Here is a 15,034-nt window from a genome sequence, read left to right as displayed (position 1 = left end):
TCAGCGCCCCCGTTGCGAGGCGACGCGCTGGCGCCAGAGCGTGAACAGCCCCGCGCCCACGACCAGCGCCGCGCCGACCGCGACGTTCAGTTCCAGCGTCTCGCCGAAGACGGTGATGCCAAGCGCCGAGGCAAAGACCAGTTGCAGGAAGGCGAAGGGTTGCACGGCGCTGGCTTCGGCCACCTCATAGGCCTTGATCAGGCACCAGTGCCCCGCCGCTGCCGTGCAGCACAGCAGCGCCATCCAGCCCCAGTCTGCCCCGGTCATCGGTTCCCAGAACCAGATCCCGACGACGGTCATCGCCACCGCGCCCACCGTTCCGGTCCAGAAAAAGCTGACCGCCGCCGCATCCCCGCGCGCGACATAGCGGGTCAAGAGCCCGTAAAGGGCGAACATGAAGGCCGACAGAAGCGGCAGCAGGGCGGCAGGCGAAAACACGGCGATGCCGGGTTGCAGGATGATCAGGACACCGACGAACCCGATCCCGATCGCCGTCCAGCGCCGCCAGCCCACCTTTTCGCCCAGGACGGGCCCGGACAGCGCGGCCACAAGCAGCGGATAGCAGGTAAAGATCGCGTGGCTTTCCACAAGGCCAAGCGCGACGAACCCCAGCACCATCACGCAGATCTCGGCCACCAGCAGCAGGCCGCGAAATGCCTGGATCGCCGGAAAGCGCGACCGTGTCGCAGCGCGCAGCCCGCCGGACTGGCGCGCGGCCAGCGCGATCACGAACAGGGCGAAGAACCAGTAACGGATCATCACCACCATCAGCACGTTGTATTCCCCGGCAAGATGGCGCGAGATTCCGTCCTGCATGGCGAAGATGAAGGTCGTGACGATCATCAGGATGATGCCAAGGCGGGTGTTCTGTTCGGTCATGTGATGTCCATTGGCGCAACCGGGGCGACCGGCGGCAGGGTGTGGGCGTCCGGGGCAGGGGCGCGAACCGGGAACAGGGCCGGCCCTGAATCCCTTCGGCGCAGGCGATGGGTTGCGCGCGGCGTCATCCGGCCAGGCGCCCGGCTGTCATGTGGCGCTTGCGTCCGAACCCCTGTTGCCGTTCCACGGCGAACCCCGCGTCGGCCAGAGCGCGGCGGACGTGGCCCGCGGCGGTATAGGTGGCGAAACTGCCGCCCGGCACGGTATGGTGGGCAACCTCGGCCATCAGGTCCGCCGACCACAGTTCAGGGTTCTTCGCAGGGGCGAAGCCGTCCAGAAACCACGCATCGGCACGGCCAGGCCAGGCGGGAAGGGAAAGGCGGGCATCGCCGACGATCACCTCGGCCTCGATCCCGTCCCAGGCCAGCCGTCGCGACCCCGCAGCCCCCCCTGCAGCCCACTGATCAAGGAAGGGGCCGGCCACCGCGCGCGCCTCCGGGAAGTGATCCAGCGCGCGGGCGAGGTCGCCTGCGGACAGCGGGTAGGCTTCGAAACTGGTGAAGCGCAACGCGCCGGGAAGGCCCGCCGCGCGCCAGGCGATCAGCGCGGCCAGCATGTTCAGCCCGGTGCCGAAGCCCAGCTCGGCGATGTGGAACCCCGGCCGGAACCGCCCCGGAAGGCCGTTGCCGGCCAGAAAGACGTGGCGGGTTTCCTGCAACCCGTCGGCAAGGCTGAAATAGGGATCGTCGAACCGGGCCGAGACGGGCACCACCCCGTCGCGCCACGTCAGCCCGCCGCTCTGGTCACAGCCCGTCATTTGCCCTAAGCCCTATTGCCGCGCGGCAGAGCTTTTTCACACGGGGGCGGGAATGGCAACGCAGGATCTGACGGTGATGGGCGCAGGGGTCTTTGGCCTTGCGATCGCCTTCGAGGCCGCCCGCCGCGGCATGCGTGTCCGCGTGCTGGAACGTGAACGTGTTGGCGCGGGCGCATCGGGGGGGCTTGTGGGCGCGCTGGCCCCGCACACGCCGGAAAACTGGAACGACAAGAAGGCGTTCCAGCTGGACAGCCTGCTGATGGCCGGGGATTTCTGGAGGGCGGTTGAAGCGGCGGGGGGCGTCGGTTCCACCTACCTCAGGTCGGGGCGCTTGCAGCCGCTGGCCGATCAGGCCGCCGTCGATCGTGCGCGCGAACGCGCCGAAGGGGCGGCACAGCTGTGGCAGGGAAAGGCCGAATGGATCGTGCGCCCGGCCACGGGCGCGGCTTGGGAACCCGTCAGCCCGTCAGGCTGGATCGTCGAGGATACGCTGACGGCCCGAATGGCGCCACGCCGGGCGGGGGCGGCGCTGGCGGCCGCGATCCGCGCGCTTGGCGGCGTCATCGAAACCGGGGAAACTCCCGGCCCGGGGGCTGGCCCCGTGGTCTGGGCCACGGGTGCGGCGGGCTTGTCGGCGCTGTCCGCCGATCTGGGGCGCGATGTCGGCGGTCCGGTCAAGGGGCAGGCGGCCCTGCTGGCGTTGCCCGCCGATGCGGCGATCGACCCGACCGGCTTGGTGCAGATCTTTGCCGACGCGGTGCATGTCGTGCCCCATGCCGATGGCACGGTCGCCATAGGATCGACCAGCGAGCGTGACTTCGACGATCCTGCCGCGACAGATGCCCAGCTTGACGCGGTCATCGCCCGCGCCATCGCTGCGGTTCCGGCCCTTGCCCGCGCGACCATTGTCGACCGTTGGGCCGGGTTGCGGCCACGCGCCCGATCGCGTGCCCCGATGCTGGGGCAATGGCCCGGTCGGGCGGGTCAGTTCATCGCCAACGGCGGTTTCAAGATCGGCTTCGGCATGGCGCCGAAGGTGGCGCAGGTGATGGCGGATCTGGTGCTTGAAGGGCGCGATGCGATCCCCGATGGCTTCCGGGTCGAGGCGTCGTTGCGCTGACCGAAACCCATCTGGGCCGCATCATGCCGGGTGTCAGCCCCGACCGATTTCGCCGCGCAGCACGTCCATCAGGTCGGTCAGGACCGTGACCGACCGCGCGTCCTTCAGCCGCCCGTCGTCGTCAAAGGCACTGCCGCTGTCGGCCACCATCACCTCGGGTCCCGTGATCAGGCGGGGGCGGAACGGTGTCAGCATCAGCCGCAGGGCGAACTGGCTGCGTTCCCCCCCGGCGCGGCCCGCCGCGGCCGAGATGATGGCGACCGGCTTGTTCCGCCACGGTCCGCCCTTCGTGCGGCTGACCCAGTCGAGCGCGTTCTTCAGCACACCCGGCGGGGCCTTGTTGTATTCGGGCGTCGATATCACCACCCCGTCGGCTGCCCCGATCTGGTCGGCAAGTCGCTGCACCTCGGCGGGGATGCCGTCGCGGGATTCGAGGTCGCCGTCATAAAGCGGCAGGCGCAAGTCGCCTTCGGACCACTGGCAAGGGCCGAACAGCCGCCGTGCCTCGGCCAGAAGAAGCCGGTTGGTAGACCCGGCGCGCAGCGCGCCGCAGATACCCAGAAGTCTTGGTTCACTCATCGCATCACATCACAGGAAGATGGACAGGACATAGGGCGCGATCAGCGCCGTCAAGATCGCGTTCAGCCCCATCCCCAGCCCGGCGAAGGCCCCGGCGGTCGGGTTGACCTGAAACGCCCGCGCGGTCCCGATGCCATGGGCGGCGACGCCGACGGCAAGGCCGCGCGCGCGCCAGTCGCGGATGCGCAGGGCGTTCAGCAGGGGGGTGGCGACAATCGCGCCGGTGATCCCGGTCAGGATCACCAGAACCGCCGTCAGGGTGGGCGACCCGCCAAGGGCCTCGGCCACGCCGATGGCGACCGGCGCGGTTGCCGACTTGGCCGCGAGCGAGGCCAGCGTCTCGCCGGTGACGCCGAAGGCATGGGCGATGGCCAGCGCGGACCCCGCCGCCGTCGCCGACCCGGCGAGAAGCGCGGCCAGGATCGGCAGGGCCGCCCGGCGCAGGCGCGGCAGCGCCTCCCACAGGGGCAGCGCCAACGAAACGGTCGCCGGTCCCAGCAGGAAATGCACGAACTGCGCGCCCTCGAAATAGGTGGGATAGGGGGTGCCCGTGGCCCACAAGAGAAGGGCCAGCAGCACGACGGAAATCAGCACCGCGTTGACATAGGGCTTGCGCCCCGAGGCGCGGAACAGCGCATCCCCCACCGAATAGGCCGCAAGCGTCGCCGTCAGCCACAGCAGGGGGCCGCGTGCGAGATAGGTCCAGATCTCGGCGAAATCGGTCATTCGCGATCCTCCTCCGCGCCCGTCAGTCTTGCGACGCCGACAAAGACAAGCGCCCCCACCGCAATCGCAAGGACGGTCGAAAGCACGATGGCCAGGATCAGCGGCAGGCCGCTGGCGCCCAGGCGGTCCAGATGCCCCACGACACCCACCCCGGCCGGCACGAACAGAAGCGACAGGTGGCCGAGGATGCCCTGCGCCACTGGCCGCACCAGCGCCAGAAGGCCGGGGATCGTGGCAAACCCCGCGACCAGCAGGATCAGGCCAAGCACGGGCCCCGGCAACGGAAGGCCAAGCGCCTGCGCGATGGCCTCGCCCGCCAGCTGGGCACCAAGGATGACAAGAAGGGCATGGATCATGGGCGGCTGTCCGGTCTGCGTGTGCCGGGCCAGCCTAAGCCCCTTTCAAGAAAAGAAAAGGGCGGGCCGATCGTGCGGCCCGCCCCTTGGCATGGGTTGGCAGCGCCTATTCGGCCGGAACGGCGGCGGCGCGCGGGGTGGTGAAGTGACGGCGGTTCAGGCCGATCAGCAGCAGGATCATCCAGACCTGGAAGGCCACGGCGATACCCGAGAGTGCCCAGTAGGCCAGCCCGAACTTGGCGATCAGGCCCGCGCCGACAAGGCCCTTGTTGACCCAGAACATCATCATCACGCTGACCGCGACACCCGGGCAGATCAGCCCGTAGGACCCCGACGAATATTCGTTGCCGTGATAGAAACGTTCCATGTAGCGATGTTTCTTCATCACGGTCAGGCCGAACAGACCGAACATCATCTGGATGACCAGGAACACCGTCAGCAGGCGCAGGTCGTCGCCCGGGGCGCTGTGGACGCCGAAATGTTCGTGCAGGCCGTGGTTCTGCCGCAGGATCAGGATGCCAAGCACCGTGGTCAGCGGCACGATGTTCATCAGCGTCGGGATGCCCTCGACCGCCGCGCCGTGCTGAAGCATGGCCGCGATGCCCATCGTCACGCCGATCAGCGCATAGATCACGGCGGTGACCAGGAACACGGTCGACAGCATCAGCGCGATCCCCGAGGTCAGCGGAACCGTGGACAGGGCCGCCGGGGCCGAAAGGCCGACGCCCACCATCGCCAGGGCGAAGGCCGGTTGCACCTGCGCGAAAGACCCGTTGGCCTCCCAGTTGAAACCGCCCTTGGTGCTGTAGCGGCCGATCATCGCGCCGATCATGCGGAAGGCCAGAACCCCCACCGCGACAAAGGCGAGGATCGCCGCCGGGAAAAGGTATTCCACCACGCTCCACAGGCCCGGAACAAAGACCATGCCCAGGATGAAGCCCACGTTGATCGCCATCGCCAGCGCAAGCGGCAGGCCAAGAAGCGCGGATTGCTGGTTGCCCGCCAGAAGCTTCTGATAGGCCTCGGTCCGCTTGAAGGCCTGATACTGGGCGATGTTCCAGATCAGTTTCTGATAGTGCAGGACGGCAAGCCCGGCGATCGACAGCGCCGCAAGCGCGATCATCGCCTTGGTCACAAGGCCGCCCGCCGCAAAGGCGGCGGCGATGTCCTCGAACACCGGCACCTGCTGGCCGGGGTGGGGGATCCACATGTAGAGCCACAGGAAGAATGTCACCACCAGCCCCCCCGCGCCAAGCGCCGCAAGGAAGTAGGTCGGGTTCCAGGTGTTGGCCGGTCGCGTCGGGTTCGGCATCAGAGCCTCCATTCACATTCACAATATGGAATATGAATACAGGACATGCCCATGCAATGCGCCGCGACCCGCCGTCGCAGGGATCTCCGCATCCGTGCAGGATCGCCACGGGCGCGGCCAGCACGTGCGCGAAGGCCGGTCAGGCGCGTTCCAGCGCGATGGCGATGCCCTGGCCCACGCCGATGCACATGGTGGAAAGGGATCGCCTGGCGCCGGTGCGCGCCAGTTCCAGCGCGGCGGTTCCCGTGATCCGCGCGCCCGACATGCCAAGGGGATGGCCAAGGGCGATGGCCCCGCCGTTGGGGTTCACGCGGGGGTCGTCATCGGCGATGCCAAGCTGGCGCAGGGTCGCCACGCCCTGTGCGGCGAAGGCTTCGTTCAGTTCGATCACGTCCAGATCGGCCTGGGTCAGGCCGAGGCGGGCCAGAAGTTTGCGGCTGGCCGGCGCCGGGCCGATGCCCATGACCCGCGGCGGAACGCCCGCCGTGGCCCCGCCAAGAACGCGGGCCATGGGCGTCAGGCCAAAGCGCGCGGCGGTGTCCCCATCCGCAAGGATCAGCGCCGCCGCGCCATCGTTCACGCCGCTGGCATTGCCCGCCGTGACCGACCCGTTCGCAAACAGCGGGCGCAGTTTCGCCAGCGCCTCGGGCGTGGTGGCGCGCGGGTGTTCGTCGCGGTCCACGACCAGCGCGTCGCCCTTGCGCTGCGGAATGGTGACGGGGGTGATCTCGGCGGCAAGGCGCCCGTTCGCCTGGGCGGCGGCGGCCTTGGCCTGGCTGGCCAGCGCCATCGCATCCTGCGCCTCGCGGCTGATGCCATGGTCGTCGGCCACGTTCTGCCCGGTCTGGGGCATGGAATCGGTGCCATAGGCCGCCTGCATCGCGGGGTTCACGAAGCGCCAGCCGATGGTCGTGTCGTAAATCTCGGCAATGCGCGCGAAGGCGCTGTCGGCCTTGGGCATGACGAAGGGCGCGCGGCTCATGCTTTCGACGCCGCCGGCGATCATCAGCCGCGCCTCGCCCGAGGCGATCGCGCGCGCGGCTGTGAGCACCGCATCCATGCCCGACCCGCAGAGCCGGTTGATCGTCGTGCCGGTCACGCCCACGGGCAGGCCCGCCAGCAGGAGAGCCATGCGCGCGACGTTCCGGTTGTCTTCGCCCGCCTGGTTGGCGCAGCCATAGATCACGTCGTCAACCGCCTCCCAGTCGACGCCCGGATTGCGCGCCATGAGCGCCCGCAGGGGAACCGCCGCAAGATCATCGGTGCGCACCGAAGACAGGCTGCCGCCATAGCGCCCGATCGGCGTGCGGATATAGTCGCAGATGAAGACGTCGGTCATGGCTCAAAGCTCCGGCACGATCAGGTCCCCGATGGTCTCGGGGATCACCATCCTTGCCCCGGTCAGCGATTGCAACGCATCGACCGTCAGGGACGGCAGTTTTTCCCGCAGGACAAAGCGGCCCCCCTCGATGTCGATCACCGCCAGGCTGGAATAGATCCGCGTGACGCAGCCGACACCCGTCAAGGGCAGGCTGCAGCGTTCCACCAGCTTGGGCTTGCCGTCCTTGGTGACATGTTCGGTGATGACGGCCACGCGTTTCGCGCCATGCACCAGATCCATCGCGCCGCCGACGGCCGGCACGCCCTTCGGCCCGGTGGACCAGTTCGCAAGATCGCCGTTTTCGGCCACCTCGTAGGCCCCGAGGATGCCGTTCTCGATCCCCGCCACCGCAGATGCAAGGTTCGCAAGCGTCTTGTCCATCGTCTTTAACCCCTTGTGGCCCGGCCCCTGGACATGGGTTGAGGGATAGGGACAAGCTTGGCTTTCGTCCATCCGTGCGTGCGATATGAAACCTTTGTTGACATATCGCACAAATGGGGTCGCGCGTCGGGATATCGGAACGCGATATCATGGGGGGCTGGCCAAGGGGCTTTCGGTGATCAAGACCTTTACCGCGGATCGTTCGCGCCAGTCCATCGTCGAGGTGTCGGCTGCCTGCGATCTGGACAGGGCGACCGTCCGGCGCAGCCTTCTGACGCTCGCCCATCACGGATAGGCGGGATACGACGGCAAGTTCCTTAGGCTGACGCCGTGGGTGCCGGCCTATTGCACCAGCATGGGGCGCGTGCTGCCGACCGCCATGCCCGAGGCCGAGGCCCGGTCGATCCTTGAACCCGGGCTGTCGCCTGCCCGGACCCCGATGACGCTGACCGAGCCCGAGGCGGTCATGGCCGAACTGGCCCGTATCCGCACCCTGGGCCATGCAATCATCGACCGCGAGGTCGAAACCGGCCTGCGGTCCATCGTCGTGCCGATCGTCAACACGCGGGGCAGGATGATCGCCGCGCTGAACATCGGGGTGGCTGCCGTGCAATCCAGTGTCGCGGACCTTGCGCCGATGTATCTTGCGGACTTGCAGGACGTGCAGGCGCGCTTGTGAGAGATGCTGCGCTAGGCCGCAACACTGCGGCGATAGGTGACAGAGGTGGGCCGGTCAAAGCCGGGATGGGCCGTGCGGCCGGTTTCGACGAACCCCAGCCTTTGATAGATCGCGTGGTTGTCGGCCAGTTCGACCCGGACCTGCAACTCCAGCGCCGGAAGGCCATGCACCCGAGCACGATCCACGGCCAGATCGATCAGGCGCCGCGACAGCCCCGTGCCGCGCCAGGCATCCGCCACGGCGACCTTGCCGATGTACAGGCAATCCGGGCGCGGCGTCAGCACCATGCAGGCCACCGGCCCGCTGACCTGCGGGGCGTCGATGACCCAGACCTCGCCCTCGTCTGCCATCTGGCTTAGGTCTGCCTCTGTCGTCCGGTGGATCGACGACGGCGGATCGACCCGCCCATCCATATAGGCAAAGGAAGACCGGATCAGGCCCAGAAGCGCCGACCAGTCATGCGGGTTCTGCACCCTGCGTGGGTCAAGGGTCATGGTATGTTCGCGATCCAACCTGCGCCGGGCCATCGGCCTGATCGCCCGTCGCAGGTCAATCTAGCGCTTCTCGGCCCATCAAGAAAGCAACCTATGGCCGGCGATACGCCAAGATATTGTGGATAACCCGCCCGGAAACGCCAGATGCAGGGATCGGCGATTGACTCACCGGCCTGTGCTTCGGATCATGCACCTCTGCGGAATCACGGGGGCCTCTTGCGGTTTACACGGCTCAGACTGAACGGCTTCAAAAGCTTCGTCGACCCCACGGATCTGGTGATCCACGAGGGGCTGACCGGCGTTGTCGGCCCGAATGGCTGCGGCAAGTCCAACCTGCTTGAGGCGCTTCGCTGGGTGATGGGGGAAAACCGCCCCACCGCCATGCGCGGCGGCGGGATGGAGGATGTGATCTTTGCCGGCGCCGCCACGCGGCCCGCGCGCAACTTCGCCGAAGTCGCGCTGGTCATCGACAATGCCGACCGTCTGGCGCCGTCCGGTTTCAACGATCAGGACCAGATCGAGATCGTGCGCCGGATCACCCGCGATGCCGGGTCGGCCTACAAGGCAAATTCGAAGGATGTCCGTGCCCGCGATGTCCAGATGCTGTTCGCCGATGCCTCGACCGGCGCCCATTCGCCCGCGCTGGTCCGGCAGGGGCAGATTTCGGAACTGATCAACGCAAAGCCGAAGGCGCGGCGCCGGATCCTGGAAGAAGCTGCCGGGATCTCGGGCCTTTATCAGCGGCGGCACGAGGCGGAACTGCGCCTGTCGGCGACCGAACAGAACCTGGCGCGCGTGGATGACGTGCTGGAACAACTGTCGCAGCAGCTGGCGACGCTGGCCCGGCAGGCCCGGCAGGCCGCCCGCTATCGCGAGATCGGCGAGGAATTGCGGCGCGCCGAAGGGATGCTGTTGTTCCGCCGCTGGCGCGAGGCCGATCAGGCGCGGGCCGAGGCAGAAGAGGTGCTGCGCGCCCGGCTTCTTGCGGCGTCGCAGGCCGAAACCGCCGCGCGCGCCGCCGCGAAGTCGCGCGCCGAGGCCGAAACCGTGGTGCCGCCCCAGCGCGAGGAAGAGGCGATCGCGGGCGCCATCCTGCAGCGCCTGACCGTGCAGCGGGATGCGCTGAACGATCAGGAGGCGCGCGCGCTGCAAACGATCGAGACCCTGAAGGGGCGGATCGACCAGCTTGCCCGAGATATCGAACGCGAAGTCGGGCTGAACCGCGATGCGGGCGAAACGGTGCAGCGGCTGGAATGGGAACAGGCGCAGCTTCTGAAGGCCCACGAGGGGCACGACGACAGGCTGGCCGAGGCGGCAGAGGCCGCGCGCGAGGCTGCCGCCCTGTTGTCCGAACGCGAATCGATGATGTCGGAACGGACCGAAGATGCCGCCCGTCTGGCGGCCCGCCACCAGTCGGCGCAGCGCCTTCTGGGCGACACGCGGTCCACGCTTGAGAAGGCCGAGGCCGAGGCCGCCCGTGCCCGCGACGCGGTCGAGGCGGCGCGCGAGGCCGAAGGGCAGGCGGCCGAGGCCTTCGAGGCGGCCACCATCGCACAGGAAGAAGCGGTGGCCCTGGCAGAGGATACCGAGGCCGCGCTGTCCGAGGCCGAGGCCGCCCGTGCCGAGGCGCAGACACGCGAGGCCGACGCCCGCGCCGCGCGGTCGGCTGCCGAAGGCGAGGCGAACGCGCTACGGGCCGAGGTCGCGGCGCTGGCCCGGCTGGTGGAACGCGAGGCCGCGGCGGGCACGCAGGTTCTGGATCAGGTCCGCGTCACGCCGGGCTTCGAGGCGGCGCTTGGCGCCGCGCTGGCCGATGATCTGCGCGCCCCCGCCGTCAATGGCCAAGGCGGCTCCGGCTGGGCGGGCCTGCCGGATTACGATGCCGATCAGCCCCTGCCGCCGGGTGTCCAACCGCTTGCCGCACATGTCGAGGTGCCCGCGGTCCTGCGACGGCGGATTGCCCAGATCGGGCTGGTCGAACAGTCCGAAGGCGCAGCTCTGCAGGCGGCGTTGCGGCCGGGGCAGCGCCTTGTCAGCCGCGAGGGCGACCTGTGGCGTTGGGACGGTTTCCGCGCCGCGGCCGAGGATGCGCCATCGGCAGCCGCCCTGCGGCTGAAGCAGCTTAACCGGCTTGTCCAGCTGAAGCGCGACCTGGAAGAGGTTTCGGCCCGTGCGGACGGTGCCCGCGCCGCGCATGAGGCGCTGACCGCCCGTCTGGCCGATCTGGCGCGCGCCGACCAGTTGGCCCGCGACGCCCGCCGGTCCGCCGACCAGCGCGTGACCGAGGCCAACCGCGCCCTGGCCCGCGCCGAGGCCGACCGGTCCATCGCGGGCGGCAAGCTGGAGGCCGCGCGCCTGGCCGTGCGGCGCTTCGAGGAAGAGGCGATGGAGGCTCGCAGCCGCCTGCGCGAGGCCGAGGCCGGGCTGAAGGATCTTGACGATCTGGACGAGGCGCGCTCCACGGTGGAGGCGTTGAAAGTCACGGTCGAGGCCGCACGCATCACGATGATGTCGCGCCGGTCCGCCCATGACGAACTGCGCCGCGAGGGCGAGGCACGGGTGCGTCGCCGCCAGGAAGTGACCAAGGAAATCTCGGGCTGGAAGCACCGGCTGGAGACGGCCGAACGGCGCAGCGCCGAACTGGCCGAACGCAAGGCCGCGACCGAGGAAGACCTGATCGAAGCCAGCGCCGCGCCCGAGGAAATCGCGATCAAGCGCGAGGAACTGGGCGAGGCCATCGCCGAGGCCGAGGACCGCCGCCGCCGTGCCGCCGACGCCTTGGCCGAGGCCGAGACCGCGTTGCGCGCCGCCCAGGATGCCGAACGCGAGACGGAACGCGGGGCCGGCGAGGCACGCGAAGCCCGCGCAAGGGCCGAGGCCCGCGCCGATGCCGCACGGGAAACCGTGGCCTATGCTGCCGAACGTATCCGCGAGGATGCCGAGATGACGCCTGCGCAACTGCTGGAATCGCTCGGCACCGATCCCGATGCCATGCCTCATGCCGAGGCGCTGGATATCGAGGTGAACCGGCTGAAGCGTCAGCGCGAAGCGCTTGGCGCCGTGAACCTGCGCGCCGAGGAAGACGCGAAGACGGTGCAAGAGGAATACGACACTCTGTCCGGCGAAAAAACCGATCTGGAAGAGGCGATCAAGAAGCTGCGCGCCGGAATCTCGGGCCTGAACCGCGAGGGGCGCGAACGGCTGCTGACCGCCTTCGAACAGGTCAACGCCAGTTTTGCCACGCTGTTCACCCATCTGTTCGGCGGCGGCGAGGCGCGGCTGGTCCTGGTCGAATCCGACGATCCGCTTGAGGCCGGGCTGGAAATCATGTGCCAGCCGCCGGGCAAGAAACTGGCGACGCTCAGCCTTCTGTCAGGGGGCGAACAGACCCTGACGGCCCTGGCGCTGATCTTCGCGGTGTTCCTTGCCAACCCGGCGCCGATCTGCGTGCTGGACGAGGTGGACGCGCCGCTCGACGATGCGAACGTCACCCGCTTCTGCGACCTGCTGGACGAAATGACCCGCCGCACCGACACGCGGTTCCTGATCATCACCCACCATGCCGTGACGATGGCGAGGATGGACCGGCTGTTTGGCGTGACCATGCAGGAACAGGGTGTCAGCCAGTTGGTCAGCGTCGATCTGAAAAAGGCCGAAGCGCTGGTGGCCTGATGGGCCGTTACGGGCCTCAGAACAGGAAATCGGATGCCGTCAGCGTGTCGATATCCGTTCCGAAAAGGATCAGGCGATTGGTTCCATCCGTGATTTCGACCCGCCCGCCGACCTGTCGCATATGGTTCGCGCTCAGGTCCGCAAAGCCGGTGATCTCGCTCAGGGCAGACAGGTCGATCCGGTCAGACTGGGCCCCCGTCGGGTTGAAATCGTCAATCCGGTCGCGCCCGAACGCAAGGCCCATCACAAAGGTATCGGCCCCGGTTCCGCCCCGCAGCAGGTCATTGCCCCGGCCGCCGTCCAGCGTGTCGGCCCCGGCGCCCCCCAGCAAGGTATCCGCGCCGACCAGCCCCAGCAGCACGTCGCCCGCCCGCCCGCCGATCAGCCGGTCGTTCCCCACCTCGCCCAGCATCCGGTCGGCATTCCTGCCACCGTTCAGCGTGTCATTGCCCCGTCCACCTTGCAGCAGGTCGCGCCCTAGTCCGCCAAGCAGCGTATCTTTCCCGGAAAACCCAAGCAGCGTGTCATTGCCCGACTTGCCAAAAGCTGCGTCCGACTCGGCCGAGCCGAAAAACACATCGGCCAGCGCGCTGCCGTTCAGCGTGGCCGCGGATTGATAGGATGACACCATGAATTCGGCCACGAATTCGTCGGCCATGCTGTCGGTCATGAAGGTGACACGCGCGGGCCCTGTGAAGTTGAAGCTGTCATCGCTGACCGAAATCAGGATCACCCCGTCGTCATCCCCGCCAACAAAGGCAGATGCGCTGTCATCGCCGAATTCCAGCGAAGCATTGCCGTAGTCGAACAGGAAATACCCAAGGTCATCGTCGTAATAGCCATTGGTCTGGTATGCGACGGACAATGTGACGATCTGCCCGGATCGGGTGGCGGTTATCTCGGGCCGGACATCCCGGATTTCGTCGAACAGGATCATGGCAACACCTTCGCACCAATTACACGGGCACAAACAAAGCGCCTGTGAAAGCCTAGCGGCGAAGGTCCCGCCGGTCAATTTCCGGCGGATCAGGCCAGCGCGATCAGACCGATGACCAGCAGCATCCCCCCCCATGCGCGCCAAAGCGCGGTGCAGGATGCGTCGATCGTGTCGGGGCCGGGGCTGCGGCTGCCTTCGGGGTAGACCCAAGGGAAGGCGCGCATCTGGCCGTCATAACTGCGCGGGCCGGAAAGCGCGGTATTCAGCACCAGCGCCATCGCCGCCTCGGGCCAGCCGGCATTCGGGCTGCGGTGCAGGGGCGCATCGCGCAGGATCACGGGGCTCGCATCGAATCGGCCATGCGTCACGGCGATCAGAAGGGCGGTCAGCCGCGCGGGGATCAGGTTCAACAGGTCGTCGAACCGGGCCGATGCCCAGCCGAAATCCTCGTATCGCGGGGTGCGGTGGCCGATCATGCTGTCGGCGGTATTCACCACCTTGTAAAGCAGGATGCCGGGAAGCCCCGCGACCAGAAACCAGAAGGCCGGGGCGATCACCCCGTCCGAAAGGTTTTCGGCCGCGCTTTCGATGGCGGCGCGGGCGACGGCGGGTTCGTCCATCGCGGCCGTGTCGCGCCCCACGATCCGGCCGACCATCCGCCGCCCCTCGCCCAGTGACAGGCGCAGCGCATCGCCCACAGCGCGCACATGGTCGACAAGGCTGCGCTGCGCCAGAAGGATCGCGGCCAGCAGGATTTCAAGCAGGCCGAAATCGGGGATCAGGCGGATCAGCCAGCCAAGGACAATCGCCCCCCCGGCCAGGATCGCAAGCGCAAGGACGCCCTTCGCGCGGCGGGCCGCACCATGGTTCAGGCGCTTTTCCAGAAAGCCGACCGCCCGCCCCATCAGGACTGCGGGATGCGGAAACCGATCCCACAGCAGGCGCGGTTCACCGAAGGCGGCGTCAAGCAGCAGGGCAAGAAACAGCAGGCTGGCGGTCATGGTCACCGTCTGGGGCGGGGCGAGACGGTGTTAGCCGGAAACCGCAGCCCGGTCCAGCCCGGTGCGGCCCGATGCGGCCCGGTCTGGCCCGGTCTCGAAAGCCTGGCCCGCACCGCCGCTTCCTCTGGATTTGGTGGATGGCCCGCACCGTGCCCCAAGATGCAGTCTGCCGTCCGGAAAAGATCACCCGCAACGTTGCCTTTTCGGCACGATCGGGAAATTCACGTGATAATTCCGTTACTTCGCTTGATTAATCAGGGGCGCGACCCGATCATTTCAACAGGGGACGGAGGAACAGGCGATGCTTGAGTGTCTGCCGGCAGAGGTGCGCGAAGGGCTGGAAGCAGCCCGGAAGCGGGACATGCGCAAGAAATCGCGCTTGCGGGTGCAACTGGGCGATCAGGTCTATCCGATCCTGCGGTTCTGGGATGACGGGTTCACTGTCGACGCCGAACACGCAAGCCACCTGCGCGGTCTGGTCGATATCTTCGATGGCGCCCGGCATGTGTTTCAGGGGCTGATCATAGCCTCGACCGTCGAGAATGGTGAACTGATCTGTGAATTCAAGCGGTCCACCGCCGTGACCGACCGGCCGCCGCTGGATTTCTGGAAGGATGAAAACGCGCCCGTGGGCTACTTGCCCGGCGCCTGAGCGGGCAGGGAAAAACGGCGGGACCGGGCGCGCATCGCCCATGCCCCG

15 protein-coding genes and 1 pseudogene are annotated in these 15,034 nt (G+C 67.9%); 5 read left to right on the top strand and 11 right to left on the bottom strand.

Annotated features, from left to right (window positions below):
• On the bottom strand, positions 1 to 879 hold the full coding sequence (locus tag E7811_RS06335) for a DMT family transporter (RefSeq protein WP_136393689.1): 879 nt from the start codon (positions 877 to 879) through the stop codon (positions 1 to 3).
• Positions 880 to 1,003: 124 nt separating this feature from the next.
• On the bottom strand, positions 1,004 to 1,696 hold the full coding sequence (gene mnmD, locus E7811_RS06330) for a tRNA (5-methylaminomethyl-2-thiouridine)(34)-methyltransferase MnmD (protein ID WP_136393688.1): 693 nt from the start codon (positions 1,694 to 1,696) through the stop codon (positions 1,004 to 1,006).
• Between the two features lie 52 nt (positions 1,697 to 1,748).
• Between mnmD and E7811_RS06325 the strand changes: the two genes are divergently transcribed.
• Complete coding sequence (locus E7811_RS06325) at positions 1,749 to 2,816, top strand: NAD(P)/FAD-dependent oxidoreductase (RefSeq protein ID WP_136393687.1); 1,068 nt, start codon at positions 1,749 to 1,751, stop codon at positions 2,814 to 2,816.
• Between the two features lie 33 nt (positions 2,817 to 2,849).
• Here the strand turns inward: E7811_RS06325 and E7811_RS06320 are convergent, their stop codons facing one another.
• From E7811_RS06320 to E7811_RS06295, 6 genes and pseudogenes are all read right to left on the bottom strand, one after another.
• Positions 2,850 to 3,395, bottom strand: coding sequence for an NADPH-dependent FMN reductase (locus E7811_RS06320; RefSeq protein WP_136393686.1), 546 nt, complete (start codon positions 3,393 to 3,395; stop codon positions 2,850 to 2,852).
• 9 nt (positions 3,396 to 3,404) lie between these two features.
• Positions 3,405 to 4,121 carry an LrgB family protein gene (locus tag E7811_RS06315; protein WP_136393685.1) on the bottom strand — a complete coding sequence of 239 codons (717 nt, stop codon included), beginning with the start codon at positions 4,119 to 4,121 and terminating at the stop codon, positions 3,405 to 3,407.
• A complete protein-coding gene (locus E7811_RS06310) occupies positions 4,118 to 4,477 on the bottom strand; it encodes a CidA/LrgA family protein (RefSeq protein ID WP_136393684.1) in 360 nt (119 codons plus the stop codon). Before E7811_RS06310 ends, E7811_RS06315 begins: the two co-directional genes overlap by 4 nt.
• Before the next feature lie 106 nt (positions 4,478 to 4,583).
• Positions 4,584 to 5,789: a TsoY family (seleno)protein gene (locus E7811_RS06305; RefSeq protein ID WP_136393683.1), complete on the bottom strand. Its 1,206-nt coding sequence runs from the start codon at positions 5,787 to 5,789 to the stop codon at positions 4,584 to 4,586.
• 139 nt (positions 5,790 to 5,928) lie between these two features.
• Positions 5,929 to 7,128, bottom strand: a complete 1,200-nt coding sequence (pcaF, locus tag E7811_RS06300; RefSeq protein WP_136393682.1) for a 3-oxoadipyl-CoA thiolase — start codon at positions 7,126 to 7,128, stop codon at positions 5,929 to 5,931.
• A 3-nt stretch (positions 7,129 to 7,131) separates the two neighbouring features.
• A pseudogene (locus tag E7811_RS06295) lies at positions 7,132 to 7,509 on the bottom strand (CoA-transferase); the annotation flags it as partial.
• A gap of 217 nt (positions 7,510 to 7,726) precedes the next feature.
• Here E7811_RS06295 and E7811_RS18390 point away from each other — a divergent pair.
• Both E7811_RS18390 and E7811_RS18170 read left to right on the top strand, forming a co-directional pair.
• Positions 7,727 to 7,846 carry a helix-turn-helix domain-containing protein gene (locus E7811_RS18390; RefSeq protein WP_246020238.1) on the top strand — a complete coding sequence of 40 codons (120 nt, stop codon included), beginning with the start codon at positions 7,727 to 7,729 and terminating at the stop codon, positions 7,844 to 7,846.
• 60 nt (positions 7,847 to 7,906) lie between these two features.
• The gene (locus E7811_RS18170) at positions 7,907 to 8,230 is read left to right on the top strand and encodes an IclR family transcriptional regulator domain-containing protein (protein ID WP_246020236.1); all 324 of its coding nucleotides are present in this window, start codon (positions 7,907 to 7,909) and stop codon (positions 8,228 to 8,230) included.
• Positions 8,231 to 8,241: 11 nt separating this feature from the next.
• On the opposite strand, the gene E7811_RS06285 is transcribed toward E7811_RS18170, so the two are convergent.
• On the bottom strand, positions 8,242 to 8,724 hold the full coding sequence (locus E7811_RS06285) for a GNAT family N-acetyltransferase (RefSeq protein WP_136393681.1): 483 nt from the start codon (positions 8,722 to 8,724) through the stop codon (positions 8,242 to 8,244).
• Between the two features lie 216 nt (positions 8,725 to 8,940).
• Between E7811_RS06285 and E7811_RS06280 the strand changes: the two genes are divergently transcribed.
• Positions 8,941 to 12,396 (top strand): chromosome segregation SMC family protein, encoded by a 3,456-nt coding sequence (locus E7811_RS06280; protein WP_136393680.1) that lies wholly within the window; start codon positions 8,941 to 8,943, stop codon positions 12,394 to 12,396.
• Between the two features lie 16 nt (positions 12,397 to 12,412).
• Here the strand turns inward: E7811_RS06280 and E7811_RS06275 are convergent, their stop codons facing one another.
• Entirely contained in the window at positions 12,413 to 13,333 is a 921-nt protein-coding gene (locus tag E7811_RS06275) for a calcium-binding protein (RefSeq protein ID WP_168732939.1), read from the bottom strand.
• 89 nt (positions 13,334 to 13,422) lie between these two features.
• Complete coding sequence (gene cbiB, locus E7811_RS06270) at positions 13,423 to 14,334, bottom strand: adenosylcobinamide-phosphate synthase CbiB (protein ID WP_136394258.1); 912 nt, start codon at positions 14,332 to 14,334, stop codon at positions 13,423 to 13,425.
• 301 nt (positions 14,335 to 14,635) lie between these two features.
• On the opposite strand from cbiB, the gene E7811_RS06265 reads away from it, so the two are divergent.
• Positions 14,636 to 14,986 (top strand): hypothetical protein, encoded by a 351-nt coding sequence (locus E7811_RS06265; RefSeq protein ID WP_136393678.1) that lies wholly within the window; start codon positions 14,636 to 14,638, stop codon positions 14,984 to 14,986.
• Positions 14,987 to 15,034: the final 48 nt, after the last annotated feature.

The sequence above is a fragment of the Aliigemmobacter aestuarii genome (assembly GCF_004799285.1).
GTDB lineage: Bacteria > Pseudomonadota > Alphaproteobacteria > Rhodobacterales > Rhodobacteraceae > Aliigemmobacter > Aliigemmobacter aestuarii.
This window is presented reverse-complemented; position numbering and strand designations above follow the sequence as displayed.